Here is a 12,554-nt window from a genome sequence, read left to right as displayed (position 1 = left end):
CGCGGGCTCGGGCAGACTGCGGCGTCATGACCTCTGTCGTACAGAATTTCTTCTTCGACTGCGCCGACGCCTACGAACTGGGGCGATTTTGGAGCGGCGTCGTCGGCAAGCCGATGGCCGACGACGATCAGCCCGGCGATCCCGAAGCGATCATCGAGATGGACAACGGCGTGACCCTGTTCTTCGGAGAGGTCCCGGAGCCGAAGACGGTGAAGAACCGCATCCACCTGTGTCTCCAGCCGGACATCCCGCGCGACGAGGAGATGGAGCGCCTGCTGAAGCTCGGCGCGACCCTCGTGCACGATCGGCGAAACCCGGACGGGACCGGCTGGGTCGTCCTCGGTGACCCCGAGGGCAACGAATTCTGCGTGCTGCGCAGCGCCGCCGAAAAGGCCGCCACCTCATGACGGACTATGTGACCGTCAACCGCGCGAACTGGGACGAACGCGCTCCCGCGCACGCCGCGTCGGCGGATTACGGCTACGAGAAGTTCGTCGCGGACCCCACGCACCTCAGCGGCGTGGTCACCTTCGACCGGCCGCTGCTCGGCGACGTCTCCGGCGCGCGCGGCGTGCACCTGCAGTGCCATATCGGCACGGACACGCTTTCCCTGTCCCGCCTCGGCGCACGGATGACCGGCCTCGACTTCTCCACGCCCGCGCTGGAGATCGCGCGAAAGCTGGCCGCCGAGACCGGCGCGGAGATCGACTACCACGAGTCCGATGTGTACGGTGCCGCCGAGGTGCTGGGTACCGGGGAATTCGACCTCGTCTACACGGGAATCGGCGCCATCTGCTGGCTGCCCGACATCGCCCGCTGGGGACAGGTCGTCGGCGCGCTGCTGAAGCCGGGCGGACGGCTGTTCATCCGGGACATGCACCCGATGCTGGGCACCCTCGACGAGACCCAGCCGATGATCACGCCGCGCTATCCGTACTTCGAGCAGGCCGAACCGCTGGTGTTCGACGAGCCGGGGACCTATGTGGACACCGACGTCTCGTTCCAGCACAACCGGACGCACGAGTGGAACCACGGGCTGGGCGAGATCGTCACGTCGCTGCTCGACGCGGGCCTGACGCTGACGCGTCTCGTGGAGCACGACAGCGTGCCGTGGAACGCGCTGCCCGGGTTCATGACCCTGAACGAGGCGACCGAGGAATGGCGGCTGACCGAGGATCCGCAGCGACTGGCGGCCAGTTTCACCATTGAGGCCGTGAAGGATTCCAGTCGGGCGCTCACGTGAGATTTCGCGGTCGTGGGGATGTCGTGAAGGGCACCTTTGAGACGATCAAGGTCTCAAAGGTGCCCTTCGCGACATCAGAGCTCGATCGCGGCGGGAGGTCCCGGCGCTGTGTCGGGAGACGCGGAGATGCCGACCACGACACGTTCGCCTTACCCCTCAATAGAACCGTCCTTACCACTCACGAGTTTGAAAGAATTCCCGCATGAGCGTCTCTCCCGAGAATCGGCCCCTTGTCGCCGTCGCCGCTCTGGGCGGCACCATCTCCATGGTCCCCGGCGACGGTGAAGACCACGCCGTCCCCCGCCTCACCGCCGCCGACCTGCTCGGCGACCTGGGCGACGACCTCGAGATGGACGTCCGTGCGGAGACGCTCGCGGGGATTTCCAGCGCGTCGATGGACTTCGCGACCCTGATCCGGACACGGGACTGGGCCGCCAAAGCCGTCGACGAAGGCGCTCAAGGTGTCGTCGTGATCCAGGGCACGGACACGCTCGAAGAGACGGCGTACTTCTTCGAGCTGACGTGGGCTTCCGAGGCGCCGATCGTGATCACCGGCGCGATGCGCAATCCCAGTCTGCCCAGCGCCGACGGCGCGGGGAACGTGCTCGCCGCGTTGACCGTCGCGGCCGATCCCCGAAGCCGGGGCCGCGGCTCGCTGGTCGTGTTCAACGACGACGTCCACGCCGCACGCTGGGTCCGCAAGACACATTCGAGCCATGTCGAGGCCTTCTCCTCGAATCCCGCCGGGCCGCTCGCGCTCGTCAGCGAGGGCTTGGTGCACTACTTCCACCCGGTCTCCGCCCGCCCGGCGGCGTTGCCGCTGGGGGACGCGGACTTCTCCGGGCTGGTGCCGATCGTCGAGAGCGGCGTCGAGGACACCGGTGAGCTCCTGGAAACGCTGGTCAAGGCCGGGGTCAAGGGCGTGGTGCTCGCCGCGAACGGCGCCGGGCACGTTTCGGCGGGGTCCGCCGACGTGATCGAGCGGGTGCTGCCGGAGGTGCCGATCGTGGTCGCCGGCCGTACCGGCGCCGGGCCGACGTTCCGCGGTACTTACGGCTTCCGCGGTTCCGAATCGGATCTGATCGCGATGGGCGCGACCATGGCAGGCTGGCTGGATCCGCGTAAATCCCGGCTCCTGCTGCACACCCTGCTCGCCACCGGCGCCCCGCGAGACCGCGTCGAAGCCGAATTCCGGCTCCGAGGCGACCTCACCTGACGCTCCCCCGCGCAATTCGTCACCTACTTGCGCCGGAGAGCCACGCAAGTAGGTGACTAAATGCGGGACGGGCCCGAGATGGGGTCCAGGTGGTACGGGCGCATGGTGCGCGTCTGGTGCCGGTAGACGTGCACGCTGACGGCCGGGTCCGGCCCGTCGTTGCGCACTTCGTGGATGTACCCGGGGCCGAAGACGCGAGACTGGCCCTCCGACAGCGAATGCAGCTCCGTCACCGCCCGCCCGTCGACGGCGCGGCGGGCGACGGTCTCGCTCAGCTGCCCGCTGACCACGGTGAACGCGCCCGCGGCGAATTCGTGGTCGTGCAGGTCGGTGCGCTGGCCGGGCAGCCAGCTCATCAGCCAGATCTCCTGCAGTTCGTCGGCGTCGACGAGGGCGGAGAACCGTTCCTCGGGGTCGTAGCGCAGCAGGTGGCGCCAGCGGTCACGGTCCGCGGCGAACTCGAGCGCGACGCGCACCGGGTGGCGCAGGGCGGGGTTTTCGGGGATGACGAGCGTGTTGTCCGGGACGGCGAACATGGAGAAGTCCTCGCTAAGGAAAGAAGGTGTCGAGCTGGGCCGGGGCTGAGTTCACCGACAACAGCGACACGACGCACACGAGACGGCGCCAAGACCCGAGAGGCCCCGCGACACAGTCATCTCACGTGCGAACATGCCCTCAGCGAACCAGGGCGGAACCCGGCGGTCAACCGATCTCATACCGTGGACCGTGAGTCCCTCACCTGGTTCCCATGCTCGCAGCACGGATCCGCCCTGGTCTGTCGCGATAGTGCGGTCTTCCTCAGGACCACTCGTGCTTCTGCGACCGGCCGAGCAGGTCGGCTCCGGCACGGCGGGGGTCGACCCCTTCATGGCAGACGCGGTGCATCGCGTCGGTGATCGGCATGTCGACGCCGAGGCTCTGCGCGAGTTCCCGGATCGATGTGCAGGACTTGACGCCCTCGGCGACCTGGCCGCCGGTGGCCGCCAGCGCCTGCTCCAGCGTCTCGCCCCGGCCGAGCCGCTCGCCGAACGTCCGGTTGCGCGACAACGGCGACGAACAGGTCGCCACCAGGTCGCCGACGCCCGCCAGCCCGGCGAAGGTCAGCGGGTCGGCGCCGAGTTTCGCGCCGAGCCTGGCCATCTCGGCCAGTCCGCGGGTGATCAGCGTGGCCACGGTGTTGGCGCCCAGTCCGAGTCCCGCCGCCATCCCGCAGCTGAGCGCGATGACGTTCTTGCACGCCCCGCCCAGCTCACAGCCGACGACGTCGGTGTTGGTGTACGGCCGGAAGTACTGGTTGAAGCTCGCCTGCTGGATCGCCTTGGCGTTGTCGTGGTCGGTGCAGGCCAGCACCGCCGCCGCCGGCTGCCCCAGCGCGATCTCCTTCGCCAGGTTCGGCCCGGAAACGACCACGATCTGCCCGGCGTCGACGCGGGCGATCTCGGCGATGACCTCGCTCATCCGCTTGAGCGTGCCCAGTTCGACGCCCTTCGCGAGGCTCACCAGTATCGCGTCGGACGGCAGCAGACCGGACCACTCGGACAGCTTGGTCCGCAGCGTCTGGCTCGGCACCGCGAGGACCACGGCCTGCGCGCCGTCGAGGGCTTCGGCCGGATCCGCCGTCGCGGTGATCCGCTCCGGCAAATCGATACCGGGTAAATAGGACGAATTGAGATGCCGCTCCCGGATCTCTTCCGCGACCTCGGGCCGCCGCGCCCAGATGGTCACGTCCCGTCCCGCGTCGCCGAGCACCTTCGCGAACGCCGTGCCCCACGACCCGGCGCCGAGCACGGTCACCCGCTGGACCTGGGCCATCAGTCGTCGTCCTCCGGCTTCTTCGCGGGCGGTTCCTCCTGGCGGATCTCCGCGAGCAGGGCGGTGATCTCGGTCATCATCAGGTCGGTGACCTCGCGCAGCTTGGAGGCGCTGCGGGTGGAACCGTTCTTGTACGGCGAAAGATCCAACGGCTCGCCGACCAGGTGCGTGATCGTCTTGCGCGGGAACGGCCTGAACTTCTTCGTGTAGCCGTCGAAGATGTGGTTCGTGCCCCAGCGCGCGATCGGGATCACCGGCACGTCGGTCTCCAGCGCGAGCCGCGCGGCCCCGGTGAACGGCTTCTTGGGCCAGCCGTCCGGATCCTTCGTGATCGTCCCCTCCGGATAGATCACCACGACCTTGCCGTCACGCAACGCCTGGTGAGCGGCCTTGAGGCTGTCGCCGGCGGCGGCCGAACCGCGGGAGACCGGGATCTGACCCGCGCCCACGAAGATCTTGCCGAAGACCGGTGTCCTGGTCAGGCTCTCCTTGCCGAGGAAACGGGGCACCCGCCGCTGGCGGTGCACGAACACCGCGTCCACCGCCGGATCCATGTGGGACACGTGGTTGAGCAGGAGCAGCGCGCCGCCTTCGCGGGGGATCCGCTCGGCGTTGCGGTAGACCCGCTTGCCGATGGCCGTCGCCGGGTAGAACAGTGCGGCGGCGATGCCCACCCAGATGCCGCCCTTCTCACGCCGGGCCAATTCGTCCTCCTCGAAGTCACACGTGTCGTCCCAGGCCACTGATCCTGCCGCGCGCACGCGAGCGCGGTCCAGGGAGGGTCGGGTAAGAAGAGAGATGTGGACAGTGCAGGCAGTGCGGGCATCGACCTGATCGTGCCGATGAAGCGCCCCGCCGAGGGCAAGTCGCGGCTTCGTGGCGCGGTCGTGCCCGGGCGGCACCCCGATCTGGTGCTGGCGCTCGCCTACGACACGCTGGCCGCGGCGACCTCGGCGGACGGCGTCCGCCGGGTGCTGGTGGTCGCCGCGGACCCGGCGTCGGTGGCGGAGCTCACCGAACTGGGCGTCGAAATCGTCACCGAGCCGTCACGCGGCGGGTTGAACGCGGCCCTGCGTCACGGCGAAGAGCTGTTGCGCCGGGACACGCCGTCCGGTCTCGTCGGTGCCCTGCAAGCCGACCTGCCCGCGCTGCGCACCGAAGACCTCACCGCCGCCCTCGCCGAGGCCGCCGGGCGACGGGCGTTCGTCGCGGACCGGCAGGGAACGGGGACGACCCTGTTGCTCGCGGGGGCGGGCCGTCGCCTGGAACCCCGGTTCGGCGAGGGTTCCGCGCGGGCGCACACCGCTTCCGGTGCGACGCCGCTCACGATCGCCGCGGAATCGCTCCGGGCCGACGTCGACACCGCGGATGATCTCGCTCACGTCCGCACCCTGGGTGCCGGAAAGCGCACTTCAACGCTGTTGGGGACACCCTGCGTGGCGATGTGACGAGAGTTCACCCCGGCGTCCCGCGCGCGGTGCACATAATCGCGCCGAGTGGTGAACAATGAAGTCCGTGAGCACAAATGACGGCGGCACCCCGAACTCGGCAAGGAAGCGGAAGACCTCCGCCGCGAAACCGGAACCCGACCACGGCACGGCGAAACCCGTCCGGGCGAGGAAGAGCGCCTCCGCGGCGAAGACGAGCACCCCGACCCCACGCGTGGCCGTCCGGGCGACGCGCGGCGGTTCGGCGAGCCGTCCCGCACAGGAGTTCCGCGCGCTGCCCTCCGCGCCGCCCGCGGTGACGTCGGCGCCCACCGCCGTCGAAACCCTGCCCGACGACCGGTACTTCAACCGTGAGCTGTCATGGCAGGACTTCAACGCGCGCGTGCTCGCGCTGGCCGAGGACGAGTCGCAGCCGCTGCTCGAGCGGGCCAAGTTCCTGGCGATCTTCGCGTCCAATTTGGACGAGTTCTACATGGTGCGGGTCGCCGGGCTGAAACGCCGCGACGAGACCGGCCTCCCGGTGCGCAGCGCGGACGGGCTCACCCCGCGCGAGCAGCTGGCCTACATCGCCAAACGCAACCAGGACCTGGTCGAGCGGCACACCAACGCCTTCGAGCTGCACCTGCGGCCGCAGCTGGCCGACGAGGACATCCTCATCGTCGGCTGGAACGACCTGACCGGCGCCGACCAGCTCCGGCTGTCGAACTACTTCAGCGAGCAGATCTTCCCGGTGCTCACACCGCTGGCAGTGGATCCCGCGCACCCGTTCCCCTACATCTCCGGCCTTTCGCTCAACCTGGCCATCACCGTCCGGGACCCCGAAGCGGGCACGGAGCGGTTCGCGCGCGTCAAGGTGCCGAGCAACGTGCCGCGCCTGATGCGGATCGAGCAGCAGCCGCGGGAGAGCCACACCGCGACGTTCCTTCCGTTGGAGGAGTTGATCGCCGCCCACCTCGGCGAGCTGTTCACCGGGATGGAGGTCACCGAGCACCACGCGTTCCGGGTCACCCGCAACGCGGACTTCGAAGTCGAAGAGGACCGGGACGAAGACCTTCTCCAGGCGCTGGAACGGGAACTGGCGCAGCGCCGGTTCGGCCCGCCGGTGCGGCTGGAAGTGGCGCAGGACATGAGCGAGCACATGCTCGAACTGCTGCTGCGCGAACTGGAGGTCGACCCGCGCGACGTCGTCGAGGTCCCCGGTCTGCTGGATCTGACCTGCCTGCACCAGTTGTCCGGTGTCGACCGGAAGGAACTCAAGGACCGCCCTTTCGTTCCCGCCACGCATCCGGCGTTCGGTGAGCGCGAGACGCCGAAGTCGGTGTTCGCGACGCTGCGCGAAGGCGACGTCCTCGTGCACCACCCGTACGACTCGTTCTCCACCAGCGTCCAGCGGTTCATCGAACAGGCCGCCGCGGACGACAAGGTGCTGGCGATCAAGCAGACGCTGTACCGCACCTCCGGCGACTCCCCGATCGTCGACGCGCTGATCGACGCCGCCGAGGCGGGCAAGCAGGTCGTCGCGCTGGTCGAGATCAAGGCACGGTTCGACGAACAGGCCAACATCACCTGGGCCCGCACACTGGAACGCGCCGGCGTGCACGTGGTCTACGGGCTCGTCGGGCTCAAGACGCACTGCAAGGTGTCGATGGTGGTGCGCCAGGAGGGTTCGACCATCCGCCGCTACTGCCACATCGGCACCGGCAACTACAACCCGAAGACCGCGCGCCTGTACGAGGACCTCGGCATCCTGACCGCCGACCCGACGATCGGCGCGGATCTGACGGATCTGTTCAACGTGCTCACCGGGTACTCCCGTCAGGACACCTACCGCAACATCCTCACGTCGCCGCACGGGATCCGCCGCGGCATCGTGCGCGCGATCGGCGAGGAGATCGAACTCGCCCGCGCCGGCCAGACCGCCGGGATCCGGATCAAATGCAACTCGCTCGTCGACGAGCAGGTGATCGACGCGCTGTACCACGCCTCGCAGGCGGGAGTGCCGGTCGACATCGTGGTGCGCGGGATCTGCTCGCTGAAACCGGGTGTGGAGGGGCTGAGCGAGAACATCCACGTGCGGTCCATCCTCGGCCGTTTCCTGGAGCACTCGCGCGTCTTCACCTTCCGCGCGGGCGGCACCCGGTGGATCGGCAGCGCGGACATGATGCACCGCAACCTGGACCGCCGGATCGAGGCGCTGGTGCGGGTCAAGGATCCGAAGCTGACGGCGCAGCTGGACTACATCTTCGAATCCGCGCTGCATCCGTCGACCCGGTGCTGGGTGCTGAACTCGACCGGCGAGTGGACCCCGTTCCCGGCTTCCGGCGACGACGTCCGCGACCACCAGGTCGAGCTGGCGAAGCGGCACGGGGCCGCGGGATGAGCGGGACCATCCGGGCGGCGGGCGCCGTTCTGTGGCGTCGTGACGGAGACCGGATCGAGGTCGCGCTGGTCCACCGGCCGCGCTACGACGATTGGTCGCTGCCGAAGGGAAAGCTCGATCCGGGCGAGACCATCGCACGGACGGCGGTCCGGGAGATCGAAGAGGAGACCGGATTCGAGGCCGTGCTCGGCCGGTATCTGGTCCGGACCGAATACACCGTGGCGGGACTGCCGAAGACCGTCGACTACTTCTCCGCGCACGCGGTTTCCGGCACCTTCGCGCCGAACGAGGAAGTCGACGAGCTGCGCTGGCTCGACCCGGAAACGGCGGAGAAACTGCTGACGCGGACGGAGGACGTGCGGGTGCTGCGCGAGTTCTCCGCGCTGCCGCCCGAACTCACCACGGTGATCCTGGTGCGGCACGCCAAAGCGGGTAAACGCGACGAGTGGAACGGTGACGACGACCTGCGGCCGCTGTCGGACGCGGGCCAGCGTCAGGCCGAAGCACTGCGTTCGCTTCTGCGGCACTACGCGCCCGGCAGGGTGCTCTCGGCGCCGCGCCTTCGTTGCGTCCAGACGGTGAACGGGCTCGCCGAGGATCTCGGCGTCGAGATCCGGCACGAGCCGCTGCTGTCGGAAGAGGGTTACTGGCCGGACCCGGTGCTCGGCGTCGCCCGGCTGCTGGCCATCGCCGGAGACGGCGGGACGCCGGTGATCTCCAGCCAGGGCGGGGTGATCCCGGACGTCGTCAGCGCACTGGCCGACCGCGACGGTGTCGATGTGCCGGCCGCACGCGGCGGCGTGGTGCCGTCGAAGAAGGGTTCGTTCTGGGTGCTGTCCTTCCGGCCCCCGACCGAAGAGAACGGGCCGGTGCTGGTGGCCGCGGACTATTTCGCGTCGCCTTTGCCCACGCCGGCTCCCGCACATCCCTGACGCGGTCGTGAGTGTTTTGGTCGTGGGGATGTCGTGAAACTCCCGGTGAGCGAGGACCGGGGCCTGCCCATGCCCGACGCTTCGCCTGCGCTTTCACCGCACACGCGTGTCTGGGGACGTAACTCACGTGTCTGGAGCCGTAACTCACGAGTTACGTTTCCAAGCACGCGAGTTACGTCTCCAAGCACGGGAAATGTCGTGAGGCTCCCCCACGTGGGTGACGCGAGCTACTCCGGCGGTGTTCCTGCCCGTCGCTCCACTGTGGAGGGCGGCACCGAGAAATCGCGGTGATGCGTCCATCGGAGTGACGGTCGAAGCGGATTCTTTTCCGCGACTTCGCCCAGCGACACGAGAATCGCATCACATCCAGCCCCTGAGGGGCCGCGGATCCCTTCCGGGACAAGATCCCCCGGACACCGCGCGCGGGCGCGTCGGGGGAAACCAGGCGGCCGCACGGTAGACGGCCGGAAAATGCGGCAGGGCCCCGCGCGGTGCGCGGGGCCCTGCCGTTGGCTCTCTCGTGAAGAGGGAGCTTACTTCTTCTTCGCCGCGGCCGAAGTCCGCTTGGCCGGAGCCTTCTTCGCGGGGGCCTTGGCAGCGGTCGCCTTGGCGGCCGGCTTCGCGGCGGCCTTGGTGGCGGTCGCCTTCTTGGCCGTGGTGGCGCGAGTCGTGGCCTTGGCCGCGGTCTTCGGCGCCGCCTTGGCAGCGGTCGTCTTGGCGGCGGCCTTGGTCGCGGTCGCCTTGGCGGCCGGCTTCGCAGCCGTACGCGTCGTGGCGGCGGCGGCGCGGGTCCGCGTGGTGGTGGAACGCGTCGCGGCCGGGCGGCTGGCGGCCGTCCGGGTCGTCGTCGCGCGGGTGGTGGTGGCGGCGCGAGTGGCGGTGCCGGCGGTCGCACGCTTCACAGCGGTGGCCTTCGGCAGCTTCTTCGAACCACTGATGACGTCCTTGAAGGTCGTGCCTGCGCGGAAAGCGGGCACGTTGGTCTTCTTGACGCGAACGGTCTCACCGGTGCGCGGGTTCCGCGCGGTGCGGGCGGCGCGGGCGCGCTTCTCGAACACACCGAAGCCGGTGATGTTCACCTTCTCGCCCTTGTTGACCGTCCGGATGATGATGTCGACAAGGCCATCGACGGCCTCCGACGCGACCTTCTTGTCGCCCAGGCGCTCCGACAGCGCCTCGATCAGCTGGGCCTTGTTGGCCATTCCAGTCCTCCAAGAAGAACTACTTGTACACGGCCCCGTCGGCCGACTTAGCGCACACGGTATTACCAATGCAGCACAAATTCCAAACGACGCGCGGAAATTTCCCTTGTCTCGGGGGCTGTTCCGCCTCCCGAGGGACCCCTTGAGGGCCTCTCGAGGTGCCGTTCGGTGTGGTTTCGGGGCTGTGTCGAGTACCCCCGGCCGGGGTGCGGATTCCCTGCTCAGCAAGGGAATCCGCCCCCTTTGACCGGCCCTAGGAGTGGGCGGCCGGGAGGGTCACCGGCTTCCAGGAGGGGCGCTGGGTCTCGAAAGTGTCGATCTCCTCCGCGTGGCGGAGTGTCAGGGCGATGTCGTCGAGCCCTTCGAGGAGCCGCCAGCGGGTGTAGTCGTCGATCTGGAAGGGCGCGGTGAAGTCCTTGGCTCGTACCGTCTTCGACTCGAGGTCCACCGTGACCTCCGTCCCCGGCTCGTTTTCGAGCAGCTTCCACAGCAGTTCGACGTCCGCCTGCTCGACCTGAGCGGCGACGAGGCCCTGCTTGCCGGAGTTGCCGCGGAAGATGTCCGCGAACCGGGCGGAGATCACGACCCGGAAGCCGTAGTCCATCAAGGCCCAGACGGCGTGCTCGCGGGAGGAACCGGTGCCGAAGTCCGGGCCCGCGACCAGGACCGACCCGCTTTTGAAGGGCTCCTGGTTGAGGATGAACGACTCCTCGGAGCGCCAGGCGGCGAAGAGGCCGTCTTCGAAGCCGGTGCGGCTCACGCGCTTGAGGTAGACCGCCGGGATGATCTGATCAGTGTCCACGTTGGACCTGCGCAGCGGGACCCCGACGCCGGTGTGGTGGGTGAACGCGTCCATGGTGGGAACTCCTTCGCGGATGTCAGCGATGTCAGCGGACGGTGGCCGGCTGCAGGTCTTCGGGGCTGGACAGGGTTCCCCGCACGGCCGTGGCGGCCGCCACGAGCGGTGAGACCAGATGCGTCCGGCCGCCCTTGCCCTGCCTGCCTTCGAAGTTGCGGTTCGAGGTCGACGCGCTCCGCTCGCCCGGCTTCAGCTGGTCCGGGTTCATGCCGAGGCACATCGAACAGCCGGCCTGACGCCATTCCGCGCCGGCTTCGGTGAAGATCCGGTCCAGCCCTTCGGCTTCCGCCGCCTGGCGGACCCGCATCGAGCCGGGGACGACGAGCATCCGGACCGAATCGGCGACCTTGTGCCCGCGCAGGACGTCCGCGGCGGCCCTCAGATCCTCGATACGGCCGTTCGTGCACGAGCCGAGGAAGACGGTGTCCACCGAGATCTCCCGCAGCGGCGTGCCCGGCTTCAGGTCCATATAGGACAGGGCCTTCTCAGCGGCGATGCGCTCGTTCTCGTCACCGATCCGCTCCGGGTCGGGCACCTCGGCGCCCAGCGGGAGCCCCTGGCCCGGGTTCGTGCCCCAGGTCACGAAAGGCGTGAGCTCGTCGGCGTTCAGGTGCACCTCGGCGTCGAAGACGGCGTCGTCGTCCGTGCGGAGCTCGCGCCAGTTTTCGACAGCGGCGTCCCAATCCGCGCCCCGCGGCGCGTGCGGACGGCCCTTCAGATACGCGAACGTCGTCTCATCCGGTGCGATGAGCCCGGCGCGCGCGCCCGCTTCGATGGACATGTTGCACACCGTCATCCGGGCTTCCATCGACAGCTTTTCGATGGCCTCGCCGCGGTACTCGAGGACGTAGCCCTGCCCGCCGCCGGTGCCGATCTTCGCGATCACCGCGAGGATGACGTCCTTCGCGGTGACGCCGGGGCGCAGGGCGCCGTCGACCGTGATCGCCATCGTCTTGAATGGACGGAGCGGCAGGGTCTGGGTCGCCATCACGTGTTCGACCTCGGAGGTGCCGATCCCGAAGGCCATCGCGCCGAAGGCACCGTGCGTCGAGGTGTGACTGTCACCGCACACCACGGTCATTCCCGGCTGGGTCAGGCCCAGCTGCGGGCCGATGACGTGCACGATGCCCTGTTCGGCGTCGCCCATCGGGTGCAGCCGGACGCCGAACTCCTTGCAGTTGGCGCGAAGGGTGTCGACCTGGGTCCGGGACACGGGATCCGCGATCGGCAGCTCGATGTCGATCGTCGGGACATTGTGGTCCTCGGTCGCGATGGTGAGGTCGGGACGGCGCAGTTTCCGGCCTGCCAGGCGGAGTCCGTCGAACGCCTGCGGGCTGGTCACTTCGTGCAGCAGGTGCAGATCGATGTAGAGCAGGTCGGGCTCGGCCCCCTCGCCGCGCCGCACCAGGTGCGACTCCCACACTTTCTCGGCCAGTGTCCGGGGCATTTTCCGGCTCCTCAC

12 protein-coding genes are annotated in these 12,554 nt (G+C 68.8%); 6 read left to right on the top strand and 6 right to left on the bottom strand.

Going from position 1 to position 12,554, the window contains the following annotated elements; all coding sequences use genetic code 11:
- Positions 1–26: 26 nt before the first annotated feature.
- From ACLJO0_RS19865 to ACLJO0_RS19855, 3 genes are all read left to right on the top strand, one after another.
- On the top strand, positions 27–407 hold the full coding sequence (locus tag ACLJO0_RS19865; protein ID WP_410579975.1) for a VOC family protein: 381 nt from the start codon (positions 27–29) through the stop codon (positions 405–407).
- Positions 404–1,243, top strand: a complete 840-nt coding sequence (locus ACLJO0_RS19860; protein WP_410579974.1) for a class I SAM-dependent methyltransferase — start codon at positions 404–406, stop codon at positions 1,241–1,243. The genes ACLJO0_RS19865 and ACLJO0_RS19860 overlap by 4 nt, the downstream gene beginning before the upstream one ends.
- Positions 1,244–1,445: 202 nt before the next feature.
- Positions 1,446–2,459, top strand: coding sequence for an asparaginase (locus ACLJO0_RS19855; RefSeq protein WP_410579973.1), 1,014 nt, complete (start codon positions 1,446–1,448; stop codon positions 2,457–2,459).
- Between the two features lie 56 nt (positions 2,460–2,515).
- Here ACLJO0_RS19855 and ACLJO0_RS19850 read toward each other — a convergent pair whose 3' ends face one another.
- The 3 genes from ACLJO0_RS19850 to ACLJO0_RS19840 form a co-directional block, all read right to left on the bottom strand.
- Positions 2,516–2,995: a cysteine dioxygenase gene (locus tag ACLJO0_RS19850; RefSeq protein ID WP_410579972.1), complete on the bottom strand. Its 480-nt coding sequence runs from the start codon at positions 2,993–2,995 to the stop codon at positions 2,516–2,518.
- A gap of 262 nt (positions 2,996–3,257) precedes the next feature.
- Positions 3,258–4,271, bottom strand: coding sequence for an NAD(P)H-dependent glycerol-3-phosphate dehydrogenase (locus ACLJO0_RS19845; protein WP_410579971.1), 1,014 nt, complete (start codon positions 4,269–4,271; stop codon positions 3,258–3,260).
- The gene (locus ACLJO0_RS19840; RefSeq protein WP_410579970.1) at positions 4,271–5,014 is read right to left on the bottom strand and encodes a lysophospholipid acyltransferase family protein; all 744 of its coding nucleotides are present in this window, start codon (positions 5,012–5,014) and stop codon (positions 4,271–4,273) included. The genes ACLJO0_RS19845 and ACLJO0_RS19840 overlap by 1 nt, the downstream gene beginning before the upstream one ends.
- 99 nt (positions 5,015–5,113) lie before the next feature.
- On the opposite strand from ACLJO0_RS19840, the gene cofC reads away from it, so the two are divergent.
- The 3 genes from cofC to ACLJO0_RS19825 are packed head-to-tail and all read left to right on the top strand — an operon-like array spanning position 5,114 to position 9,031.
- Entirely contained in the window at positions 5,114–5,719 is a 606-nt protein-coding gene (gene cofC, locus ACLJO0_RS19835; protein WP_410580318.1) for a 2-phospho-L-lactate guanylyltransferase, read from the top strand.
- A 58-nt stretch (positions 5,720–5,777) separates the two neighbouring features.
- A complete protein-coding gene (locus ACLJO0_RS19830; RefSeq protein WP_410579969.1) occupies positions 5,778–8,099 on the top strand; it encodes an RNA degradosome polyphosphate kinase in 2,322 nt (773 codons plus the stop codon).
- On the top strand, positions 8,096–9,031 hold the full coding sequence (locus ACLJO0_RS19825; protein ID WP_410579968.1) for an NUDIX hydrolase: 936 nt from the start codon (positions 8,096–8,098) through the stop codon (positions 9,029–9,031). The genes ACLJO0_RS19830 and ACLJO0_RS19825 overlap by 4 nt, the downstream gene beginning before the upstream one ends.
- Before the next feature lie 533 nt (positions 9,032–9,564).
- Here ACLJO0_RS19825 and ACLJO0_RS19820 read toward each other — a convergent pair.
- From ACLJO0_RS19820 to leuC, 3 genes are all read right to left on the bottom strand, one after another.
- Positions 9,565–10,233, bottom strand: a complete 669-nt coding sequence (locus tag ACLJO0_RS19820; protein ID WP_125792542.1) for an HU family DNA-binding protein — start codon at positions 10,231–10,233, stop codon at positions 9,565–9,567.
- Between the two features lie 253 nt (positions 10,234–10,486).
- The gene (gene leuD / locus ACLJO0_RS19815) at positions 10,487–11,089 is read right to left on the bottom strand and encodes a 3-isopropylmalate dehydratase small subunit (protein ID WP_125792541.1); all 603 of its coding nucleotides are present in this window, start codon (positions 11,087–11,089) and stop codon (positions 10,487–10,489) included.
- Positions 11,090–11,120: 31 nt separating this feature from the next.
- Complete coding sequence (gene leuC / locus ACLJO0_RS19810) at positions 11,121–12,539, bottom strand: 3-isopropylmalate dehydratase large subunit (RefSeq protein ID WP_410579967.1); 1,419 nt, start codon at positions 12,537–12,539, stop codon at positions 11,121–11,123.
- Positions 12,540–12,554: the final 15 nt, after the last annotated feature.

The organism is Amycolatopsis sp. lyj-108 (assembly GCF_046549005.1).
Taxonomy (GTDB): domain Bacteria; phylum Actinomycetota; class Actinomycetes; order Mycobacteriales; family Pseudonocardiaceae; genus Amycolatopsis.
The sequence above is the reverse complement of the archived record's forward strand: the minus strand, read 5'-3'. Positions and strand labels throughout refer to the sequence as shown.

Coding starts and splice junctions, on each gene's coding strand:
- ACLJO0_RS19865 (WP_410579975.1), top strand. CDS start 27: ATGACCTCTGTCGTACAGAATTTCTTCTTCGACTGCGCCGACGCCTAC.
- ACLJO0_RS19860 (WP_410579974.1), top strand. CDS start 404: ATGACGGACTATGTGACCGTCAACCGCGCGAACTGGGACGAACGCGCT.
- ACLJO0_RS19850 (WP_410579972.1), bottom strand. CDS start 2,995: ATGTTCGCCGTCCCGGACAACACGCTCGTCATCCCCGAAAACCCCGCC.
- ACLJO0_RS19855 (WP_410579973.1), top strand. CDS start 1,446: ATGAGCGTCTCTCCCGAGAATCGGCCCCTTGTCGCCGTCGCCGCTCTG.
- ACLJO0_RS19845 (WP_410579971.1), bottom strand. CDS start 4,271: ATGGCCCAGGTCCAGCGGGTGACCGTGCTCGGCGCCGGGTCGTGGGGC.
- ACLJO0_RS19825 (WP_410579968.1), top strand. CDS start 8,096: ATGAGCGGGACCATCCGGGCGGCGGGCGCCGTTCTGTGGCGTCGTGAC.
- ACLJO0_RS19830 (WP_410579969.1), top strand. CDS start 5,778: ATGAAGTCCGTGAGCACAAATGACGGCGGCACCCCGAACTCGGCAAGG.
- leuC (WP_410579967.1), bottom strand. CDS start 12,539: ATGCCCCGGACACTGGCCGAGAAAGTGTGGGAGTCGCACCTGGTGCGG.
- ACLJO0_RS19820 (WP_125792542.1), bottom strand. CDS start 10,233: ATGGCCAACAAGGCCCAGCTGATCGAGGCGCTGTCGGAGCGCCTGGGC.
- cofC (WP_410580318.1), top strand. CDS start 5,114: ATGAAGCGCCCCGCCGAGGGCAAGTCGCGGCTTCGTGGCGCGGTCGTG.
- leuD (WP_125792541.1), bottom strand. CDS start 11,089: ATGGACGCGTTCACCCACCACACCGGCGTCGGGGTCCCGCTGCGCAGG.